The organism is Bradyrhizobium zhengyangense, from assembly GCF_022012435.1.
Lineage (GTDB): Bacteria > Pseudomonadota > Alphaproteobacteria > Rhizobiales > Xanthobacteraceae > Bradyrhizobium > Bradyrhizobium zhengyangense.
Map to the genome: position 1 here is coordinate 304,444 of NZ_JAKLUA010000003.1, position 20,565 is coordinate 325,008.

At 64.0% G+C, this 20,565-nt stretch carries 19 protein-coding genes; 8 read left to right on the forward strand and 11 right to left on the reverse strand.

Features of this window, described 5'->3' with window-relative positions:
• Window positions 1-55: 55 nt before the first annotated feature.
• Window positions 56-1,606: an ABC transporter substrate-binding protein gene (locus tag L6637_RS12955; RefSeq protein WP_237870841.1), complete on the reverse strand. Its 1,551-nt coding sequence runs from the start codon at window positions 1,604-1,606 to the stop codon at window positions 56-58.
• Between the two features lie 216 nt (window positions 1,607-1,822).
• Here L6637_RS12955 and L6637_RS12960 point away from each other — a divergent pair, with 216 nt between their 5' ends.
• From L6637_RS12960 to L6637_RS12970, 3 genes are all read left to right on the forward strand, one after another.
• Entirely contained in the window at window positions 1,823-2,449 is a 627-nt protein-coding gene (locus tag L6637_RS12960) for a TetR/AcrR family transcriptional regulator (RefSeq protein WP_237864064.1), read from the forward strand.
• Window positions 2,450-2,703: 254 nt separating this feature from the next.
• A complete protein-coding gene (locus L6637_RS12965) occupies window positions 2,704-3,366 on the forward strand; it encodes a DUF3313 domain-containing protein (RefSeq protein ID WP_237870843.1) in 663 nt (220 codons plus the stop codon).
• 32 nt (window positions 3,367-3,398) lie between these two features.
• The gene (locus L6637_RS12970; protein WP_237870845.1) at window positions 3,399-3,974 is read left to right on the forward strand and encodes a DUF2147 domain-containing protein; all 576 of its coding nucleotides are present in this window, start codon (window positions 3,399-3,401) and stop codon (window positions 3,972-3,974) included.
• Window positions 3,975-3,983: 9 nt separating this feature from the next.
• Here the strand turns inward: L6637_RS12970 and L6637_RS12975 are convergent, their stop codons facing one another.
• On the reverse strand, window positions 3,984-5,534 hold the full coding sequence (locus L6637_RS12975; RefSeq protein ID WP_237864061.1) for a winged helix-turn-helix domain-containing tetratricopeptide repeat protein: 1,551 nt from the start codon (window positions 5,532-5,534) through the stop codon (window positions 3,984-3,986).
• A gap of 133 nt (window positions 5,535-5,667) precedes the next feature.
• Between L6637_RS12975 and mddA the strand changes: the two genes are divergently transcribed.
• Entirely contained in the window at window positions 5,668-6,456 is a 789-nt protein-coding gene (gene mddA / locus L6637_RS12980) for a methanethiol S-methyltransferase (RefSeq protein ID WP_237870847.1), read from the forward strand.
• Window positions 6,457-6,589: 133 nt separating this feature from the next.
• Entirely contained in the window at window positions 6,590-7,012 is a 423-nt protein-coding gene (locus L6637_RS12985) for a GFA family protein (RefSeq protein WP_237870849.1), read from the forward strand.
• Window positions 7,013-7,064: 52 nt separating this feature from the next.
• Here L6637_RS12985 and L6637_RS12990 read toward each other — a convergent pair whose 3' ends face one another.
• On the reverse strand, window positions 7,065-8,624 hold the full coding sequence (locus tag L6637_RS12990) for a winged helix-turn-helix domain-containing protein (protein ID WP_237870851.1): 1,560 nt from the start codon (window positions 8,622-8,624) through the stop codon (window positions 7,065-7,067).
• 307 nt (window positions 8,625-8,931) lie between these two features.
• Here L6637_RS12990 and pcaB point away from each other — a divergent pair, with 307 nt between their 5' ends.
• The gene (gene pcaB / locus L6637_RS12995; RefSeq protein ID WP_237870853.1) at window positions 8,932-10,290 is read left to right on the forward strand and encodes a 3-carboxy-cis,cis-muconate cycloisomerase; all 1,359 of its coding nucleotides are present in this window, start codon (window positions 8,932-8,934) and stop codon (window positions 10,288-10,290) included.
• A 114-nt stretch (window positions 10,291-10,404) separates the two neighbouring features.
• Window positions 10,405-11,661: an aminopeptidase gene (locus tag L6637_RS13000; RefSeq protein ID WP_237864056.1), complete on the forward strand. Its 1,257-nt coding sequence runs from the start codon at window positions 10,405-10,407 to the stop codon at window positions 11,659-11,661.
• 76 nt (window positions 11,662-11,737) lie between these two features.
• Here the strand turns inward: L6637_RS13000 and L6637_RS13005 are convergent, their stop codons facing one another.
• The gene (locus tag L6637_RS13005; protein ID WP_237870855.1) at window positions 11,738-12,292 is read right to left on the reverse strand and encodes a hypothetical protein; all 555 of its coding nucleotides are present in this window, start codon (window positions 12,290-12,292) and stop codon (window positions 11,738-11,740) included.
• A gap of 231 nt (window positions 12,293-12,523) precedes the next feature.
• Between L6637_RS13005 and L6637_RS13010 the strand changes: the two genes are divergently transcribed.
• Complete coding sequence (locus L6637_RS13010) at window positions 12,524-12,979, forward strand: cupin domain-containing protein (protein ID WP_237864054.1); 456 nt, start codon at window positions 12,524-12,526, stop codon at window positions 12,977-12,979.
• A 79-nt stretch (window positions 12,980-13,058) separates the two neighbouring features.
• Here L6637_RS13010 and L6637_RS13015 read toward each other — a convergent pair whose 3' ends face one another.
• The 7 genes from L6637_RS13015 to L6637_RS13045 all read right to left on the reverse strand — a co-directional run bounded on the left by L6637_RS13015 (window position 13,059) and on the right by L6637_RS13045 (window position 20,211).
• The gene (locus L6637_RS13015) at window positions 13,059-14,111 is read right to left on the reverse strand and encodes an amidohydrolase family protein (RefSeq protein ID WP_237870857.1); all 1,053 of its coding nucleotides are present in this window, start codon (window positions 14,109-14,111) and stop codon (window positions 13,059-13,061) included.
• A 111-nt stretch (window positions 14,112-14,222) separates the two neighbouring features.
• Window positions 14,223-14,744 carry a hypothetical protein gene (locus tag L6637_RS13020; RefSeq protein ID WP_237870859.1) on the reverse strand — a complete coding sequence of 174 codons (522 nt, stop codon included), beginning with the start codon at window positions 14,742-14,744 and terminating at the stop codon, window positions 14,223-14,225.
• Between the two features lie 67 nt (window positions 14,745-14,811).
• On the reverse strand, window positions 14,812-15,627 hold the full coding sequence (locus L6637_RS13025) for an MBL fold metallo-hydrolase (RefSeq protein WP_237864051.1): 816 nt from the start codon (window positions 15,625-15,627) through the stop codon (window positions 14,812-14,814).
• 105 nt (window positions 15,628-15,732) lie between these two features.
• A complete protein-coding gene (locus tag L6637_RS13030) occupies window positions 15,733-17,259 on the reverse strand; it encodes a permease (protein WP_237870861.1) in 1,527 nt (508 codons plus the stop codon).
• Window positions 17,256-18,005 (reverse strand): ABC transporter ATP-binding protein, encoded by a 750-nt coding sequence (locus L6637_RS13035; RefSeq protein ID WP_237864049.1) that lies wholly within the window; start codon window positions 18,003-18,005, stop codon window positions 17,256-17,258. The genes L6637_RS13030 and L6637_RS13035 overlap by 4 nt, the downstream gene beginning before the upstream one ends.
• Window positions 18,006-18,234: 229 nt before the next feature.
• Window positions 18,235-19,359, reverse strand: a complete 1,125-nt coding sequence (locus L6637_RS13040) for a lysozyme inhibitor LprI family protein (RefSeq protein WP_237864048.1) — start codon at window positions 19,357-19,359, stop codon at window positions 18,235-18,237.
• 105 nt (window positions 19,360-19,464) lie between these two features.
• Window positions 19,465-20,211 (reverse strand): transglutaminase-like cysteine peptidase, encoded by a 747-nt coding sequence (locus L6637_RS13045; protein WP_237864047.1) that lies wholly within the window; start codon window positions 20,209-20,211, stop codon window positions 19,465-19,467.
• Between the last annotated feature and the right edge of the window lie 354 nt (window positions 20,212-20,565).

The window sequence follows — 20,565 nt, forward strand, 5'->3', positions numbered from 1 at the left end:
CGCGGTCTCGCCGCGAGGGACACCTCTCCCCAACGGGGAGAGGTGGGTACCGCCCTCACTTGTCGAGCCATGCGTCCTTGAAGCCGTCATTGACCCCGATCCCGGTGGTGATCAGGTTCTTGACCTTACAGCGCATGATGGTCGGGAATTGCAGCTCGAGCATCCAGGCGACCGGCACGTCCTCGACCAGGACCTTTTGCGCCTTCTCGTAGATCTCCTTGCGCTTGGTATCGGACGTTGCGACCGCGCCGTCGGCGAACAGCTTGTCGATATCAGGGTTGGAGTAGCCCTCGACGTTGTTGAACACCTGGCCCTTGGCGATGGCACTGGAGACGTAATTGCGCCCCACGCCCAGCGCGGGATCGCCGTACTGGTAGAGATAGGTGAAGGCGATATCGTAATCCCAGTCGCCGATCTTCTGGTTGCCGCCGGCAACGTCGGTCGAGATCGTCTCGATGTTCATGCCGACGTCCATCAGGTTCTGCTTCACCGCTTCACCCCAACGCTGCCATGTCTCGCCATAGGCGAGCGGCAGCAGGCGGATCTTCTCACCCTTGTAGCCGGCCTCCTTCAGCAGCGCCTTGGCCTTGGCCGGGTCGTAAGGATATTTCGGCACATCATCGGTGTAGTATTTGATGGTCGAGGCCGAAGGGCCGGTGGCGACCTTGCCGAGCCCGTTCCAGATCACGTCCTTGGCGAAATCGCGGTCGATCGCATACATGATCGCCTGCCGCACCCGCTTGTCGGCAAGCGGGCCCTGGCGGTTGTTGAGCCACAGCCAGGCGAGCGGCGAGAAGAACTCCCAGCCCGCGCCGGTGACGCAGGTGTCCTTCAGCTTGGACAGCCGCGGCACGTCGAAATTCTCGACCGAGCCGCCGGGCAGCACGTCGACCTTGCCGGTCTCGTACGCCACCGAGCGCGCGGCGGCGTCGGGGATGATCTGCCAGTAGATCTCGTCGATATAGGGCTTGCCCTTCTCGTAATAGTTCGGGTTCCTGACCAGCCGGATGTACGAGCCCTTCTGCCATTCCTTGAACATGAAGGGGCCGGTGCCGACGGGCGCGTTGTTGTAAGCGTTTGTCTTCCAGTCGGTGCCTTCATAGAGATGCTTCGGCACCATCGGCATCGAGCCGACCTCGAAGATGCCGAGGAACGGGCCGAACGGCTGTTTCAGCGTGAACACGACGGTGTAGTCGTCGGGCGCCTCGACCTTGTCGACCTGTGCAAGGTTGTTGCGGGCGCGCGCGTGGGTCTGCTTCAGCATCTCGATCGAGAACAGCACGTCGGCCGAGGTGAAGGGCTTGCCGTCATGCCAGGTGACGCCCTTGCGGAGCTTGAAGGTGTAGGTCTTGGCGTCCTCGCTGACGCTCCAGCTCTCGGCGAGCTCAGGCATCGGCTCGAGCTTGGGGCTGTAGCGCAACAGGCCTTCGAAAATGTTGCCCGACACCATCTGGGTCGGACCGTTCTGGATCATCGCCATCATCAGGCCGGGCGGCTCGGGCTGGATCACCGCGTTGATGACGCCTCCAGTCTTCGGCTCTTGCGCCAGAGCCGAGGCCGTGAGGGCGCAAGTCAGGAGGAGACCAAGCAACACTCGTTTCGACATGTCGTATCTTTCTCAAGCGCGACCGGCCGCAAACGCTTCGCGACGTCCTCGCGCGCAAAGCGACGGCCGACCCATCCCAGTCCCCATCCGGGCGCGAGGCTCACACGGTCCCGTTCCGCGCCGCAAGATGAAAGTCTCGACAGTGTCAGCACAAAAAATGTACAGCGCGTCCTGTTTTCACTTGATTCAATGTCGTGTCACGGAGACAAGTCGGCCATGGACAACGCCACACGCTCCGAACGATCCCGCAATGCTGCCCTCGAAGCAGCCATCGCGATCATCGCGCGCGACGGACCCGGCCGGCTGACGCTCGACGCGATCGCGCGCGAGAGCGGGCTGAGCAAGGGCGGCGTGATGCATCAATTCCGGACGAAGGAAGCGGTGCTGAAGGCGCTGCTCGAGCGGCAGATGGCGCATTTCGAGGAGTTCTCGACCGCCTACATGGCAAAGGCGAGCAAGATTTCGGCAAATCCCGAGCTCGCCACTCAGCTCGCGACGGTGCGCGAAGCCGCAAGCTCGCCGAATTCGGCTGCGCTTGCTCTGGTCGCGGCCATGGTCGAGAACCCCGGTCTGATGTCTCTGCCGCGTGATCGCGAGATGAAGCGGGTCGCAGCCATCAAGGCCGAGGCGGCCGATCCGGATCTGGCGCTGCTGCGTTGGGCCGCGGCGAGGGGCCTGCTGCTGAGCGGCCTGTTCGGGATGTCGCCGCTGAGCAGGGCCGAGCATGATCGCCTGTTCGCGCGTCTGCTTGACGACAAGCAGTGGAGCGGTCTCGAACGTCAAGCCGCAACGCGCCCCGCTAAATCTGCGGCGAAGCCCGCAGCTCCGCGCAAGCGCGTCTGATTCACTGTTAACGAATTCCACCCGGCCATCGCCCAAGGTCGCGCCTGCGGCCCAATGCGCCGCGACGTCACTTTCTCACTTTACAAACCAACTAGTCGGTTTTATAAATCGAAACACTGAGGCGGCCCAAGGCGTCTGACACGGCCCCGGACGATGCCTTGAGCCGACAAAGGTGAGCCCCGCAGCCGCGTCTGGTCCCGCACGCGGCTGCGGTCGCCCTTGCCCCTCGAAAAGACGCAAGAGGAGTTTCTGGAATGGATCGCTCGATCGCCCTGCGCGGTCTGGGAACGCTGATGCTTGGCGCCGCCGTGGCCGGCTGCGCTTCGGTCGCGCCCGTGCCTTATTCGGAGATGGCGTCCTCGGCCTACATGGCTCCCGACAAGTCGGATGCTTCGGGCCGCGTGCCCTACCGCTATTCCACGTCAGTCGATTGGCGTGCCTATAACAAAGTGATCCTCGAACCCGTCGTCGTCTATCGCGGCAGGGATCACCAGTTCGGCGACATGTCCGAAAAGGACAAGGCGACACTCGCGGCTACCATGCAGGGCAGCTTCGCCCAGCGGCTGCGCAGCCGCTTCGCGCTGGTGCGCGAGCGCGGACCGGAGACGCTGCGGATCAGGCTCACGCTGACCGGCGCGGTCGCCAACACGCCGGTGCTCGGCACGCTCTCGCGCTTCGACATGGCCGGTGCGGTCTACAACGGCGTGCAGGCCGCGCGCGACGGCGAGGGCATGTTGACCGGCTCGGTGATCTACGGCGTCGAGATCTTCGATGCTTCGACCGCGCGCCTGCTCTTGGCTTACGTCACCAAGCAATACCCCGGCGCCTACGACATCAAGGCCAGCGTCGGCGCGCTTGCCGCGGCCAACACCGGCATCGACAAGGGCGCCGATGCGCTGATGGCGCAACTGAACTGACGCCGCAATCTTCTCAACGAAAGTCGCCGCTGATGAATTTCCTGCTTCGCTTCGTGCTGCGTATCGCGATCACCATCGCGATGATGATCCTTGGCGGTCGCGCCGTCGCCGCCACGCCTACTGACCCCAGCGGCACCTGGCTGGTCGAGGACGGCCGCGCCCGCGTCAGGCTGGAGCGTTGCGGTCCCTCGCGCGACCGGATCTGCGGCTTCATCGTCTGGATGAAGGAGCCGGCCGACAAACGCGGTCAGCCGTATCGCGACAAGGAAAATCCCGATGCCGATAAGCGCGCTCGCCTGTTGCTCGGCCATCAACTGATCATGGGCCTGCAGGCGACGTCCGATGGACGCTTCGCCGGCGACATCTACAACGCCGAGGACGGCAAGTCCTATTCGGTCTCGCTGTGGCGCGAATCCGCCGACCGCCTGATGCTGAAGGGATGCCTGATCAAGCTGCTCTGCCAGACCCAGACCTGGCAGCAGACCCTCGACGTCCAACCCGGTCAGCTCGTCGGCCTCGCCGGCGATCTCAACGGCCCACGGGCCGACAAGGAATGGGCGCAGGTGCCGCCGCCGAGGCCGGTGCAGGCGAAGGCGAAGGCGAAGTAGCTGCGCCGATTATCGCAGTCCCGCGCGCCGAAATCCTTCCAGATAATGCTCGCGATCCGCATCGTTCGCCCAGGGCAGCTGCGTCGCGATCCAGTCCAGTGAGATATTGGGCTGGGTCCGGCGGAGCTCGCCCAGCGCCATGACCGCCAGCACGCTGTCGCCGGTCATGCCGGCGGAGACGGCGAGCACGCGATAGGCGCCAGTGAGATCGCCGCGGTGGCGGATCGCCTCGCGCGCCAGTGCAATGGCCTCGTCATAGTGCCGCTCGGTGAAGCGTGCATAGCCGGCGATGCCGTAATAGATCGCCAGCGACGGATCGCGCGGTGAGAGCCTGATCGCCTTCTTCGCCGCCTCGAACGAGTCGGAGGGGCGCCCGGCATAGGAAAGCGCGAGCGCGTAATAACCCTGCGCCAGCGAGAAGTTGGGATTGAGCGCGAGCGCCTGTTCGAACTCGGAGAGCGCGTCCGCAAGGCGGCTGGTCGAGAAGCAGACGCTGCCGAGCGCGGCATGGGCCCAGGCATTCTCATGGTCGCAGCGCATCGCGGCGAGCGCGGCGTCCTCCGCGATCGGCGCGGTGGTGGCAAGCTCCGCCCAGCCCAGATGCACGCCGAACATGTGGCTTGCCGCCAGCACCGCCAAAGCCTGGCCGTAATCCGGATCGATCGCGATCGCGCGCTCGAGCAGTTTCTGCGCAGCGGCGTGGTCCTGCGGCGTGATCCGCCAGTAATGCGACAGCGCCTGCATGAGGAGGTCCCAGGCATCCAGGCTCGCTGGCGGTTTCCGATGCGTGCGAAAGCTCTCCGCGGCGTGGATCTGCGGCTCGATCGCCGCGACGATCCGTTCGGTGATCTCGTCCTGCACGGCAAAAACGTCGACCAGCTCGCGGTCGTAGCGCTCGGCCCAGAGATGGCCTCCGGTGGTGGCGTCGTTGAGCTGGGCGGTGATGCGGACGCGGTTGTCGACCTTGCGTACACTGCCTTCGACGATGTAGCGAACGCCGAGCTCTTCGGCGATCTGTTTGATGTGAACTGCGCGTCCCTTGTAAGTAAAGGACGAGTTGCGGGCGATCACGATGAACCAGCGCTGCTTCGACAACGCGGTGAGGATGTCCTCGCTGATACCGTCGCCGAAATAATCCTGGGCGGGGTCGCCGCTCATGTTCTCGAAGGCGAGCACGGCGATGCCCGGCCGTTCGGTCGCGACGCGCGCGGAACTGGGCGCCGCCTCGGCCGCTGCTGGCCTGGTTGCCACCTCTTCCCGGACGTCGCCGACGAAGCGAAACCCTTTGCGCGGGATCGTCTTGATAAGACGCTGCGTTGCGCCGTCGTCTCCCAGCGCCTTGCGTGCGGCATTGATCCTGCTGTTCAGCGCGGAATCCGAGACGATGCGATTGCTCCAGATCTGGCTGATCAGATCGTCCTTGCTGACGACGCGGGCGCGCTCCGCGACGAGGTAAAGCAGGAGATCGAACACCTGCGGCTGCAGCGCCACGGTGGTCCCGGCGCAGGTCAGTTCGCGCAGGTCGCCGTCGAGCACGTTGTTTTCAAAGAGGAATCGCACGTTTTTGTCGTCTCAAGTAAAAATCAAAGTCGTCTCAGGCGAAAATCAACCGTCCGCGAAAGTCTTCGTTCGTCCGCTCCGGCATGGTGCGGAGACCAAACAGTGCCGATGCCTCGGCACAACGGAGCTTTCTATGACCCAACTCGATCATCAGATTCATTCCATCGGCCCGGAGGTTGCGGGCTCACGTATTTTCAAGTTCATCGCCTTTCTTTACGGAATTGCGGCGTATCTCGTTTTTTTCGTTACGATTGTCTACGCGATCGGCTTTGTAATGGGGCTCGTGGTACCGAAGACCATCGATACCGGAGCCGACACGCCGGCCGCTGAGGCCGTGATCATCAATCTGCTGCTGATGGCGCTGTTCGCCGTTCAACATAGCGTGATGGCGCGCCAGCGCTTCAAGGCGTGGTGGACGCAATTCGTCCCCAAGCCGGTCGAGCGCTCGACCTACGTGCTGTTCGCGAGCCTGTCATTGCTCCTCCTGTTCTGGCAGTGGCGGCCGTTGCCGTCGATCGTATGGGACGTCGCCAGTGCCGATCTTGCCGTGACGCTGGTCACGCTGTCGTTCGCGGGCTGGATCCTTGTGTTCACCTCGACCTTCATCATCAATCATTTCGAACTGTTCGGATTGCATCAGGTGACGAACCATCTTGTCGGCAAGCAGGCCGAGCCGCCGCGGTTTAAGACGCCGCTGCTCTACAAATTCGTTCGTCATCCGATCTATCTCGGCTTCATCATCGCCTTCTGGGCGGCACCGACCATGACTGTTGGCCATCTGCTGTTTGCGGCCGTGACCACGGCCTACATCTTCGTCGGTATCGCGCTGGAGGAGCACGATCTCGTCGACCTTTTCGGCGACGATTACCGGCAGTACAAACAACGGGTGTCGATGCTTATTCCCTGGCGCCGGTCAGTCTAGCGGTCGCATGCTCCGCCACGCGTCCGCCGAACGGAGGATGCGTGGCGGGCCTTCATTTGTAACCCGAGAACTTCTATCCCAAGAATTTCTATCCCTAGAATTTCTATTCCAAGCCATCTCAGGAGAAACCAAGATGAAACATGTCGGACACTGCTTCTGCGGCGCGGTCACCATCGAGGTGACGGGCGAGCCGGCCGCGATGGGCTATTGCCATTGCCGCTCATGCCGCTCCTGGTCGGGCGGGCCGGTGAACGCCTTCAGCCTGTGGAAGCCGGAAGCCGTGCGCATTACCGAGGGCGCACAGAATGTCGAGACCTTCGCCAAAACGCCGCTGAGCCAGCGCAAATATTGCCGGAAGTGCGGCGGTCATCTGATGACCAATCACCCGCCGCTCGATCTGATCGACGTCTTCACGGCGACCATCCCGACGCTGACCTTCGCTCCGGGCGTCCACGTCAACTATTCCGAGACGGTGCTGCCGATGCGCGACGGCCTGCCCAAGCTGAAGGATTTTCCCGCCGAGTTCGGCGGCAGCGGCGAGATGATGCAGGAGTAGGAGAGCTCCGCTTCACGCAACATCTCTCCCCGCAAGCGGGGAGAGATCTTCACTACCTCATCCCCGCGCGCCGGAATCCTTCCAGATAATGCGCGCGGTCCTCTTCGCGCAGCATCGGCAGCTCCCGCGTGAGCCAGGCGAGCGAAATGCCGGGCTGCGTGCGGCGCAAGCCTTCCAGCGCGGAGGCGGCCAGTAGCGGATCGCCGGACATGCCGGCGGCTGCCGTCAGCACGCGGTGCGCGCCGACGAAATCGGCCCGCTGCCGCATTGATTCCCGCGCCATCTGCATGGCGTCCTCGTAGTTGCGGCCGATGAACTGCGCATAGCCCGCAACACCGCAATAGATTGCCGCGAGCGGATCGCGCGGGCTGAGTTGCAGCGCGCGGCGCGCCGCGGCATCGCCGTCCTGCCATCGTCCAGCATAACACAGTGTAACGCCGTAGAAGGCGTGCGCCATCGCGAAATTCGGATTGAGCATCAGCGTCAGCTCGAACGCCGCCAGCGCGTCGTCGAAACGGCGGCGGAACAGATAGGTATAAGCGAGGCCGTGATGGGCCCAGGCATCGTCGCGATCAGCCTCCACTGCGGCAAGCGCTGCGGCTTCCGCGATGGGGACGGTCCCGGCCATATCGGCCCAGCCCATATGCGCCCCAAAAATGTGGCTGGTCGCGAGCAGGCCCAGCGCCTTGCCGTAGGCGGGATCGATCGCGATCGCCTGCTCGAGCAGCTTTTGCGCCGATGCATTGTCCTCGCGCGTGATGCGCCAGTAATGCGACAGCGCGCGCATCACGAAGTCCCAGGCATCGAGACTGCCCGGCGGCTTTTGCTGCGCGCGAAAATTTTCCGCGGCGTAAAGCTGCGGCTCGATCGCGGCGACGATAGCGTCGGTGATCTCGTCCTGCACGGCAAAGATATCGGCGAGCTCGCGGTCGTAGCGCTCGGCCCAGAGATGACCGCCGGTCGAGACGTCGTTGAGCTGGGCGGAGATGCGGACGCGACCACCGCTTCGCCGCACGCTGCCCTCGAGCACGTAGCGCACGCCGAGCTCGCGCGCGATCTCGTTGAGATGCACGGCCCGTCCCTTGTAAACGAAGGATGAATTGCGCGCGACGACGAAGAACCAGCGCAGTTTCGACAGCGCGGTGATAATGTCTTCGCTGATGCCGTCGGAGAAATAGTCCTGCTCGCGGTCACCGCTCATATTGGTGAAGGGCAGCACGGCAATGGCCGGACGGTCGGGTAGCGCGGGCATCGCGTGCGACGCCGTGACGCTGCCGCGCGGTTCCACCATTGCACTTCCGGACTTGGTCTCGACGTTGCCGACGAAGCGAAAGCCTTTTCGCGCAATGGTGCGGATCAGCGACTGGTTCGCGCCGCTGTCGCCGATCGCCTTGCGCGCGGCGTTGATCCGGCTGGTCAAGGTCGATTCGGAGACGCTGCGGCCGTGCCAGATCTTGTCGATCAACTCGTCCTTGCTGACGACCCGGTCGCGATTCTCCATGAGGTGGACCACGAGGTCGAAAACCTGCGGTTCCACGGAAACGGGAACCTGCTCGCGGCTCAGTTCGCGCAGGTCGGTGTCAAGAAGGTGGTCCCGGAACAGAAACTGCACGTCGAAAACTCAGAGCTCACAGCGACTTCGGACAACGATGAAATCAAAATGGATTTCGACTCGAAGTCTGTGAGTCCGCCGGGAGGTCAATACGGTTCACCGCGACACCGGATGGCTGCTATGCCATTTGCGCGGAGGAATACAACCTGAGTTAGAAATCGCCGAGGCGGCGGCGCACAATCTCGCGTCGTCGTCCTGGCTTTCGCCAACACGACATTGGTGTGTGTCGAGCCGTGAATGTCCATTGCCGAACACTGCCGCCTGCGTAAGCTGCCTCCCACACAACAACAGCCGCAAAGCAACGCCCATGCCCCTTCCCGCCTCGACCACCGTCCTCGACTCCATGCTGTTCCGCGATGCCTTCGGCACGCCGGCGATGCGCGCCGTGTTTTCCGACGTTGCGCTGGTCGCGCGCTATGCGGAGGTCGAGGTGGCGCTGGCGAAGGCGGAGGGGCGATGCGGTGTGATCCCGCAGGATGCCGCCGACGAGATCGCGGCGCGGACCAACGTCGCCGCGCTCGACTTCGATCTGTTGCGTCAGGAGACCGACATCGTCGGCTATCCCATCCTGCCCCTGGTGCATCAGATGGTGAAGCAATGCGGCGAGGCCGGCCGTTACGTGCATTGGGGCGCCACCACGCAGGACATCATGGATACCGCCGTGGTGCTGCAGCTGCGCGCGGGCCTCGAGATCATCGAACGCGATATCGCTGAGCTGCGAAGGATCCTCGCGGACCTCTCGCAGCGTCATCGCGACACGCCGATGGCCGGCCGCACCCATCTCCAGCAGGCGCTGCCGGTGACCTTTGGCTACAAGACCGCGATCTGGCTTGCGATGTTCGACCGCCATGCCGAGCGTCTTGCGCAACTTAAGCCGCGCGTCCTGGTCGGCCAGTTCGCCGGCGCCGCCGGCACGCTGGCCTCGCTCGGCGACAAGGGATTCGAGGTGCAGGAGGCGCTCTGCGCCGAGCTCAAGCTCGGTGTTCCCGCCTCGACATGGCATGTCGCGCGCGACGGGTTTGCGGAGGCCGTGAATTTCCTCGCGCTCGTCACCGGCTCGCTGGGCAAGATCGCGCTCGACATCATGATCATGGCCTCGACCGAGTTCGCCGAGGTCTACGAGCCCTTCGTCAAGGGGCGCGGCGCCTCCTCGACCATGCCGCAGAAGCGCAACCCGATCTCGTCGGAGCTGATGCTTGCCGCAAGCAAGGCGGTACGCCAGCAGGCGGGCCTGATGCTGGATGCCATGGTACAGGATTTCGAGCGCGCCACAGGTCCCTGGCACGCCGAATGGATCGCGATCCCCGAGAGCTTCGTACTGACCGCAGGCGCCCTCCACCAGGCGAAGTTCGCGCTCGCCGGCCTCATCGTGGACGAGGCCAGGATGAACGACAACCTCGCCCTTAGTCGCGGCCTGATTGTGGCCGAAGCGGTCATGATGGGGCTGGCGCCGCAGATCGGACGGCAGGAGGCGCATGACGTGGTCTACGATGCCTGCCGGCTGGCCAATGAGAAGGGCCTGACCCTTGCGGATGCGCTTTCGTCCGATAGCCGCGTCTCTGTCAGAATCGATCGTGCCACAATCGAGGCCCTCACTTCACCGAAAAATTACCTCGGCCTTGCGCCTGAAATGGTCGATCGGGTGCTGAGATCGGCAACGCGTTGAAAACCAAGATGCGTGAAACCGCGTATCTTTAAGGTCTCGCAAGGCGCTCGCACACTTGTGTCTCGTGATGCTAGACTTAGATTGAACGAGAGAGATTCCGACAGAGGGCCCGGCATGACCGATCAACGCAATTCCGCGACTTCCATCGATCCCGTGAAACTCGACCGGCTGGCCGAGGTGGCGGTGAAGGTGGGACTGGGCTTGCGGCCGGGACAGGATCTTCTTCTGACGGCGCCCGCGATCGCGCTGCCGCTGGTGCGACGAATCGCCGTCCACGCCTACAAGGCCGGCGCCGGTATCGTGACGCCGATCCTCTCCGACGAAGAGATGACGCTGGCGCGTTACCGCTACGGCCAGGACAACAGCTTTGATCGCGCCGCCAACTGGCTCTACGAGGGCATGGCCAAGGCGTTCTCGGACAACACCGCGCGGCTCGCCATTGTCGGCGACAATCCGATGCTGTTGTCGGGCGAAGACGCTTCCAAGGTCGCGCGCGCGAGCAAGGCCAATTCCATCGCCTATCAGCCGGCGCTGGAGAAGATTGTCAATTTCGACACCAACTGGAACATCATTGCCTATCCGAGCGCGGCGTGGGCCAAGCTGGTGTTTCCGGACGATCCGGAAGAGGTTGCGATCGGCAAGCTTGCGGACGCGATCTTCGCCGCGTCCCGTGTCGATCGCGAGGATGCGCCGGCCAACTGGGCAAGCCACAATGCGGTGCTGCGCGAGCGCACCAACTGGCTCAACGGCCAGCGCTTCCGCGCGCTGCAATATTCGGGTCCCGGCACCGACCTCACCATCGGGCTGGCCGACGGCCATGAATGGGAAGGCGGAGCTTCGCTCTCCAAGAACGGTATCAGCTGCAACGCCAACATTCCGACAGAAGAGGTCTTCACCACGCCGCATTGTCGGCGGGTCTATGGCCATGTCGTGAGCTCGAAGCCGCTGTCCTACCAGGGCACGCTGATCGACAACATCGCGGTGCGCTTCGAGGACGGCAAGATCGTCGATGCCAAGGCTTCGCGCGGCGCGGAGGTGCTGAACAAGGTACTCGACACCGACGAAGGCGCACGTCGGCTCGGCGAAGTGGCGCTGGTGCCGCATTCCTCGCCGATCTCGCAGAGCGGCCTGTTGTTCTACAACACGTTGTTCGACGAGAACGCGGCATCCCACATCGCGCTCGGCCAGTGTTATTCGAAGTGCTTCGTCAACGGTGCTCAATTGACGCCGCAGCAGATCGCCGCGCAAGGCGGCAATCAGAGCCTGATCCATATCGACTGGATGATCGGCTCGGCCGAGACCGACATCGACGGCATCCTGGCCGACGGCAGCAAGGTCCCGGTGTTCCGCAAGGGCGAGTGGGCGAAGTAAGCCAGGTCCGTGCCCCCGGAGTTCTTCACCTCTCCCCGGTTGGGAGAAGTGAACAACTAGCCAGTGTCGTAGCCTCTTAAGCCGCCGCGTTGCGCAGCATCGGGTTGTTGTCGATGCTGAAGCGGTTGAACAGTGTCGTAAACGGGCTGCCGTCCGTGGCCCGCACGATGGCGTCGGACGCCGCGACCGCGTCGTAGAGCGCGCCGACCGGATCGTCCGCCTCCGGCAGGTCGAGGCGCGATCGGATTTCCTCTCTCGCCTCGTTGATGTCGTCCTCGTCGTCGAGTGTCGCCTCAAGTGCATCCGCCGCGCGCCGCATCTCCCGGAGATCGCCACCGGCAGAGAATTTGAGGATGTCGAGCCAATAGGGGCGCGCAATGACGAGCTGGATGAACGCCTCGAAGTTTTCGGCGATGACGCCCGCGCGTCCCTCCGATGAGACGTAGAGCACTTGTTGCGACGGCAGCAGCACCAAGGCGCCGCCTGAGGCGTCAATTCCGATCTGTCGGGGACTGTCGATGCCGTCGATGGTGAACCAGGGCTCTTCGTCCGGCGCGAACGAGACATCGAGGCTGCCGAGCCAGGCGACGACCTCGCCTTGGGCTGTCAACACCTCCGGGGTCAAGGACATCATGGACTCCTTTTCGATCTTTCCGCGCACTTTGTCGCACCCCGGAAAAGACGGGTTCATGTGCACGAATTTGCAGGGGAATCGCGACGTTAACAGGTTCGCATCTGCAACTTGCGGTGGATTGTCGGTCCCTGCGTAAGGAAGAATTAAAAGCCGGCTATTAGCGTTCCAACATCGAAACAGTCCGGGATTAAGCCCCGGTTAATCATATTGTACCTCCTGGGGAAGCAGATGTCGCGGGCATTGATTGAAATTGGTAGTTGCAACGTGGATCTGGAGCTGCGGCCGATCGAGCCAGCCTGGATCATCGAAGGCAACCCGGTGTCGCGCTCGCACATCCTCTCGACCAGCTCGGACGGCACCTCCTCGACCATCATCTGGTCCTGCACCGAAGGCCGCTTCAACTGGTACTATGATTTCGACGAGACGATCATGATCCTGGAAGGATCGATCGTGCTCGAAAGCGACGGCATGCCGCCGAAGCGCTACGGCGTCGGCGATGTGATCTTCTTCCGCGACGGTGCGCATGCCAAATGGCATGTCGAAGGCCATGTCAAGAAGATCGCCTTCTGCCGCAAGACCAACCCGGCCGTGATCGGCTTCATGATCCGCGTCGTCAACAAGCTCAAGCGCATGTTCCTGTCCCCCGGCGAACGTCGTCCAGCGACGCTTATGGGTGCCGGCTAATCCTCATCAAATTCAAGGACGCTTCCCAGCGGCCACGACGAAAGAGGGGCGGGGATCAACATCCCGGCCCCTCTTTGCATCATGACGGCAGTTCGAGCCGGTAAAAGTCCTTCGCAGTCTGGGAGAACAGTGCGGTCTTCTCCGCATCGCTTAAGGGAGCCGCGATGCGCTTGAAGGCGTTGAAAATCACCTGATAGCTGCACTGGCCTTTATCGGGCGGGAAATTGCTTTCGAACATCGCACGCTTCGGCCCGAACGCCTCGATGCAGGTCTCGACATAAGGCTTCCACGCCGCGGCAAGCTCCTCCGATGACGGCGGTCGCTCGCGCAGATGGAAGTCGTAGCCGAGCAGGCACATCGCGAGCCCGCCAAGCTTCACCACCACGTTCTCGCAACGGGAGATCTCCTGGATCGAGGCGCGCCACTCCGGAAACACCGCTTCGCGCCGTCCGGCAAAGCGGCCGACCCCGGCGGGCCCGCCGCAATGGTCGAGCACGATCCTGGTGTCGGGGAAGGCGCGCGCGAGTTCAGTGAGCTCGCCGATCTGCGGATGAAACAGCCAGGCGTCGAAGCTGAGGTCCAGCGGTGCAAGACAGGCAAAGCCCTTGCGGAAGGTCGGATCCTGCAACAATCCCTTCGGCCGGTTCGCATACATGCCGGCGACGACGGGGTCCTGGTCCCAGGCGGACGAATGCCTGATGCCGCGGAAGCGGCCATTGCCGGCGGCGATCTCCGCCTCGAGCACGGGCCTCGCCGCATCGCCGAGCAGCAGGTTCACATGGCTGACGATGCCGGCACAGATCGCCGCCCTGCCGTAACCGCCGCTCGCACTCATCGCCGCGACGCCATTGGCGAACTCGACCTCGCCGACGGGCCGGAACGCCTCGGGTCCGTGTGCGCGGTACATCGAGCGGCAATCGACATAGACGGTCGCGATGACGTTGTGGCCGGAGGCGATGTCGGCGGCCATCTCCTCGATAAGATAGCGATGGCCGCGATTCCACAGATGATGATGCGGATCGACGATCGGCCTGGAGGGATCGATGATCTCTTCCTGATGTTGCGCGAGCCAGTCCTCGCGCGGTTCAACGAAGAGCCCGCTGGTGTTGGCGGGCAGACCGCTTGCAGCCATCGACATTCGCTCCCTCATGTTTTTATGGCGGGAGCCTAGCACCTCATTTGGCTGCGCGGCAGCGCGCCTTGTGCAACCGCGCCCTCCGTCGCGAGCACAACGGCGTTGGCGTCAGCCCTTGCCTCGCGTCGCTCTCACATCGACCACCAGCCGCCAATCGGTCGCCGCCGCGTTCTTGACCTCGCCGAGCCAGTGGAAGGAGTCCGCGGTGATCTCGGTAAAACTCCAGCGCGTGAGGTCGCCGGCTTCGGTCGTGCCCTCCTGCACGATATCTTCGCCACGCGGACGGCCAATCTGCTGACGGAACACACAGCGCCCAGGATCGACCCAGGAAATCCGCCACGCGGAAATGCTGGGATCGTAGACCCGCAGCGTCGTGCCGTACCAATTGCCGGCGATCGGAAAGGCGGGGCTGCCTGCGGGACGGGGAATGATCCAGACATCCTGCACGGCGCGCCCCTCCAGCACCCAGCCGAAATGGATCTCGCCGGGCGCGGTGTGCTTCGTTCCATCAGCGCCTTGGGCCCTAATCTCGGCGTCCCAATCGCCGACGAACCGGCCATAGAGCTGAAGCGCCGCCGCGTGTTCAGGGTTGGGCCCGTCCGCGTGCAAAAATCGCGCAAAGTCGGTCATGTCGATCTCCTGTCTGCCAAGGAGACCAGCACGATCGGCCGGCAGCCGGCTTGGAGAAAATTGCGCGTCAGACCCCGTCGAGGATGATCACCGTCGGCGTCGTCGGCAGCGTATCCCGCGAGATTCGCAAGGAGCGCTCGGTGCGGCGGTCGATCTCGAATTGCTTGCCGATGCGTTGCATGAACTCGGCGAGCGGGGTGGCGAAGCGGTGCATCGGCAGCACCACGGAGGCGCGCAAGCGCCTGGTGATGTCAGAGACGCCATCGAGCGACATGGTGTATGTGCCATCGATCGGCACCATGACGATGTCGAGCCGGCCGATCTGGGCAAAGTGGCTGTCGTCGAGCTTGTGGTGGAGATGTCCGAGATGGCCGATGCAGAGGCCCGCCACCTCGAAGATGAAGATCGAATTGCCGTCGCGGATCATGTCCGTGCCGGAATCGTCGCCGAAATAGCGGCGGATGTCGGTGGTGACGTTGCGGATGAAGGTGTCGCCGATGCGCTCCGAAATGGCAGCCGGCTTGCCGTCCTCGCCCCAGCCATGCAGAACGTGGGGAATGCGCTTGTCCGGATTGAGGGAATAGTGCGTGCTGTGCGCCCGGTTCATGGTGACGACGTCCGGCAGCCGGCCGACCTGATAGGCGCCGCTGTAATCGGTCGCGATGCGCACGCCGCCCGGCGTATCGATGAAATAGGTGGAGTGGCCGGCATAGGTGATCTCGACCTCGGGCGCGGCAGCCGCCTGCCGGAACGCGACCGGCATCGCGCGAGGCGCGGCGTTCGCCATCGCCAGGCATTCGCTGCGCTGAGGCGGCTGCTGGGCGAGGGCAGGTGAGAGACACGCGCTCAACAGCGCAAATGCCGCCGAAATCAATCGCCGCATGATCCCGTCCCCGATGACTTCAAGGCAAAGTCTAGCGTGCAATCCAGCGTGTCGCCAACAGGACGCGATCAACAGCGCGTCAGTGTCGCACCGTTGCTGCCGCCTTTACTCGTGCTTTGGGCTGAATTTCCAGGTCATCGCGACCAGGCCGGCGGTAATCAGGCCGCTGACGATGCCGGCGGTCGGCAGCGTCAGCAGCAGCGCGGCGGTGGCGGCCCAGCCGATCGAGGAGAAGGCTTCGGCAAAGGTCGCAAGCCGCGACGAGGTCTGGCGGCGGCGGAACTGGCTGCGCCGGGCCTGGACGCGGAACCAGAGCTGGATCGCGGTGGCCGAGGCGGCGCTGACGATGATCATGGCCGCCGTGATCGCCGCCTGGAATGGCGAAGCGAAGACCAGCGCGGTCACCAACGGGCAGAAGATCATGGCGATCGCGATCAGCACCACCTCGATCTTGGCGCGGATGACGCTCGTCGGCGTCAGCGGCGCGGTCGCGACCAGGTCAGGCGCGTCCTCGCCCGAGATCGTCAGCCAGGCCAGCCCGCCGGCGAGCTGTCCTGCCGCCATCACGATCACAGGCGTGATCAGCGTCAGCGCCGCCGAGCTGTCGCCAAAGCTGCGCCACAGCAGCAGCGCCGGCGGCACCAGATACAGCAGTTGCATGAGGGTCTGCGAGATCAGCCAGGGATCGCGACAGAGCAGCACGAACTCCTTGCGTCGCAGCGCCTGTTGTCGCGAGCCGCCGCGGAACGGACGTTCCTTCGCGCGCTTGCGGCTGGATGTGCCGTAGGCGGCGGCGTCGATCGCGGTGTCGGCGAAGCGGCCTGAGAAGATCGCCATCACGCATCCAAGCAACATGAGCCCGAGGGCGAGGAGCAGCAGCAGCGCCTCGACGTCACCCATGATGGCCCGCGCCGGCCACCACCAGATGCTGTCGATATCGGGCGCGTGCGCGGCGAGGGTGCCTGAGGTCAGGATGGTGAAGCGCGACAGCGTGCCATAGGAGATGATCGCCGCGACCTGGAGCGCGATCACGAAGCCGGCGCCGATGATCGCGGCCAGGATCTGGGCGACGAAGCGCGTCCGCGCCGGGCCGATCAGGCGAAACAGCAGGATGGTGACGGCAATCGCGATCGCCGCCGCCGACAGCCCCATCGCGACGACCACGCCGAAGGCCGCAAGCCAGCGCACGCCGCCGCCGATCAACAGCACGTCGATGAACGGCGTCGAGAACAGTAGCGCCATCACCGTGACGGTGAGCGCGATCGCTGCGATGCGCACCGAGAACAGATTGGCGAGCGTTGCCGGCGACGACATGATGAGGTCGAGATCGGCGCGGGCGTAAAACACCCGTGTCACCGATTCGATCGCCTGCGACAGCATCAGGGTCCAGGCGAGAAAGATCGTCGCCGAGATCACGATCAGTGAGGATTTGTCGAGCGGCAATTGCAGATTGGCGAAACGGCCGATCACCGCCCAGGCCGGCACATGCAGCAATGCGGCGAAGAACAAGAGGCCAATCACAGCGGCGCGGGCGCGCCGACGCCGGCCCCCCGTCATCATGGCGAACCATTCGCGCCAGGCGAGGCGGAGCTCGTGACGGGCAAACCAGGAGAGCGCGGTCGCCGAGCTCATGCGGCGTCCTGGAGCGTCACCAAGGCGATGAAGAGATCTTCGAGACTCGTGTCCGCATGGCCGTTCTGCTGGCGCAGCTCGGTCAAGGTGCCCTCCGCGACGAGACGGCCCGCGGCAATCACGCCGATGCGGTCGGCCATACGCTCGGCGACCTCGAGAATATGCGTCGTCATGATCACGGTGCAGCCGGCGTGCACGCGCTCGCCGAGCAGTCCCTTCACATGGCGGGCCGAGACCGCGTCGAGTCCCGTCAGCGGCTCGTCGAGAATGATGAGGCGGGGATCGTGCACCAGCGCGCCGGCGAGCGCCACCTTCTGGCGCATGCCCTTGGAGAAACCTTCGCAGCGCTCGTGCCGGTGCGGCTCGAGCCCGAGCGAGCTCACCAGCTCCTCGGCGACCGGTTTCGAGATCGCGGGCGCAATCCCCCAGAGGCCGGCGACGAATTCGAGATATTCGAGCGGGGTGAGCTTGTCATAGATCATCGGCTCGTCCGAGACCCATGCCATCACTTGCTTGGCTGCGACGGGATTGGCGAGCGCGTCGATGCCGAAGATCGAGACGCCGCCGTCATCGGGCCTGAGCAGGCCCGCGACCATGCGCAAAGTGGTGGTCTTGCCGGCACCGTTGGGCCCGACCAGCGCATAGAACTCGCCGGCATGAATGGTGAGATCGAGGCTATCGACCGCCACGCGGTCAAAACGCTTCGTTAACCCTCGGACTTCGAGCGCCGAGCTATCCCGCTTCATGACGGCCACACTAACAGGTTTTGCATCGGTCGCGACCATGACCCGAACATGTTTCGGCCTCGTGAATCGCGCTGCCGCAAATGCGGTCACCTGCAAATGGGAGCCTAGAGCATGATCCGGAAGAGTGTGAAGCGATTCTCCGAAAAGATCATGCTCAAACAAAGAGCTAAAGCGCGACGACGATTCAGCCCAATCTCATCGCGCTTTGGCGGCGATCCGTAAAGAGCGGCTACGATCCCCCGCCCGCGGTGCCTGAGTTCACCGGCGCCAGTTCGTCTTCCCGGCAACGCCAGCCGTCGGCTGCTTTCACGAAGGCAAAGGTGCGCTGGATCCGCAGGCGGCGCGTGACGTTGAAAGCGGCTGCGGAGCGCTCCCTGTTGGCGGCGCCGGGTTGCGGGAGGCCGGTGCTGGCGTCCCAGCAGGTGCCGGTGCAGGTGGACGCGACCTTGCTGCAGGTGGTGAAGGGCGCCAGCACGACCATCTCGATCTCGCCGGTGACTTGCGCCTCCTGGTCATTCACCTGGCTGTCGAGTGCGTAGACGCGGTTGATGCGGAGGAAACTGCCGCACGAATTGGCGGCGTGGATGCGCGCGGCGCAGAAATCGACGGCGTCGGTGTCGGGCTCCTTGGCCGCGACCTGCCGGCCGAACACCTTCTTCGGATCGCCCTTCGCGGCGGCGATCTCGTCGGTCTTCTGCTTCAGATAGTCGGCGAGGCAATCTTCCGCCGAGCCGAGCTCCTGCGGCGGCACGTTCTCCTTGCCGACCAGATTGCACTTGCGGTCGCGCTCGCGCGTCCAGCGGCCGTATTCCGCAAAGGCAAAGCGCGCCGCGGTCGGGTCCAGCCTGCCGATCAGTGCGAGCACCTGGCTGTTGAGCTCGGTCTCGGTCAGCGCCAGCGACGGGTCCGCACAGATCAGCGCGCCGGCCGCGGTGTTGGCGGCGAGGCAGTCGAAATCCGGATCACGCACGATCGCCGCGCGATCCTCGGTCACCTTGAGCAGGCAGGCCTTGACGCGTTCGAAATCGTCATCGCGGATCGCGGTCTGGCCGACGATCCCGCAGCCGAGATTGCGCTGGCGGATCCAGATCGCGTTTTCCTCGATGGCGGGCAGGCGATCGGGCAGGCGGGCGAGCCGCGCCTCGACGGCGGTCGAGAGCTTCTCGGCGGCGGCGGAGAGTTCGGCGTCACCGCAGAACAATTGATTGCCGGGATCGCGGATCTGCAGGCAATTGTTGTTGACGAACAGGGGCAGCCTGTCGGCGATGGAGGGAGCGGTTGTGCCGGATTGCGCCAAACCCGGTGCCGCCGGTAACGCCAGCAGCGCCAGCACAGTCAACACGATGAACCGCATTCCAAATGTCCTCAGCATGGTTGCAGCCATGCTAGCAGTTCCAGGCTGCGTGACGGAATGGGGTGTGGCGGAACGGTTGACGTGAAGGGCCGGAGCCCCGATGGATCAATGCGCCCCGGTCGACACGCGCTGGCTGTCGACACCCGCGAGCCGCACGGGTTCGCCGACATATCTCAGCACGGCTGACTGGTAGAGCACGAACAGCGGCTGATAGTTGCGCGCGTCGTCATCCTCGACCATCGCCATGCGGCGGTTGTCCAGCATCAGCCAGTGGCCGTCGAGCCTTGCGGAGGCAATGGCGTGTCCTTCGCCGTTGCGGATATCGCGCACCACGACGAGGCGGAGGTCCTCGGCGGCGACACCGGCAAGCCGCAACGCGGCCAGCTTGGCGATGGCGTAATCCTCGCAATCGCCGGCGCCGCGCTGGAAGGTCTCCAGCGGCGAGCTCCAGATATCTTCCGCGCCGTCACTTTCGGCGCGGATGGCGAGGTTGATGGCGCGGTTGGCCTCGCCGAGCCGCGCGCGGCCGTCGCGGGTGCGGGCCTCGTCGACGATGGCGAGCAGCTTCAGCGCCGCGGGCGATGCGCAATTGTCGCGGTCGCCGTCGCACAGCGCAAGCTGCACCATGTCGTCGTCGAGCTTCTCCTTCAGTCCAAGCCATTTCTGCCGCATGCCTCCGCTGGAAATGGCGAAGGCGAACACACCGAACGGCTCGGCAGATTTGCGTATGAGCGCGCCTGCGCCCGGTGACAGCAAACTGGCTGCGCGAAGATCGGCGGCCGATCCGAACAGGATCAGTCCGCACAGCACTAGGATAGCGCGCCAGGCGCGCGAGCGAGCAGCGGTCTCCATCTGACATCCCCTATCCGGCTTCGCCAGGTCCCCCTCGACCTGAACGTGCCGGGATTGTTGCTTTCGCGGAGATAGTGCGAGACGGGCCGTTTTGGTCTGCTTAACGCGCGCGGCAGGGGGCCGACTAGCGTGGGGCACGCTCAACCGCCCCTTCCCGGACTCCATAAAATTTTACAGGCCGGCGAAATCAGGGGCGCTGCCGCGAGACTGACGGGATTGCAGTCGGAAGTTGTGGGACGCGATTCTGCTTCTATGGCTAATGACCAGCAATTTCACGGGTTCTGTTAGCTGGGTCACAGATTTAGCTCCGTATTTGCCGCAGTATGGCGCGGGGTACTACGAAGAAAAGATGAC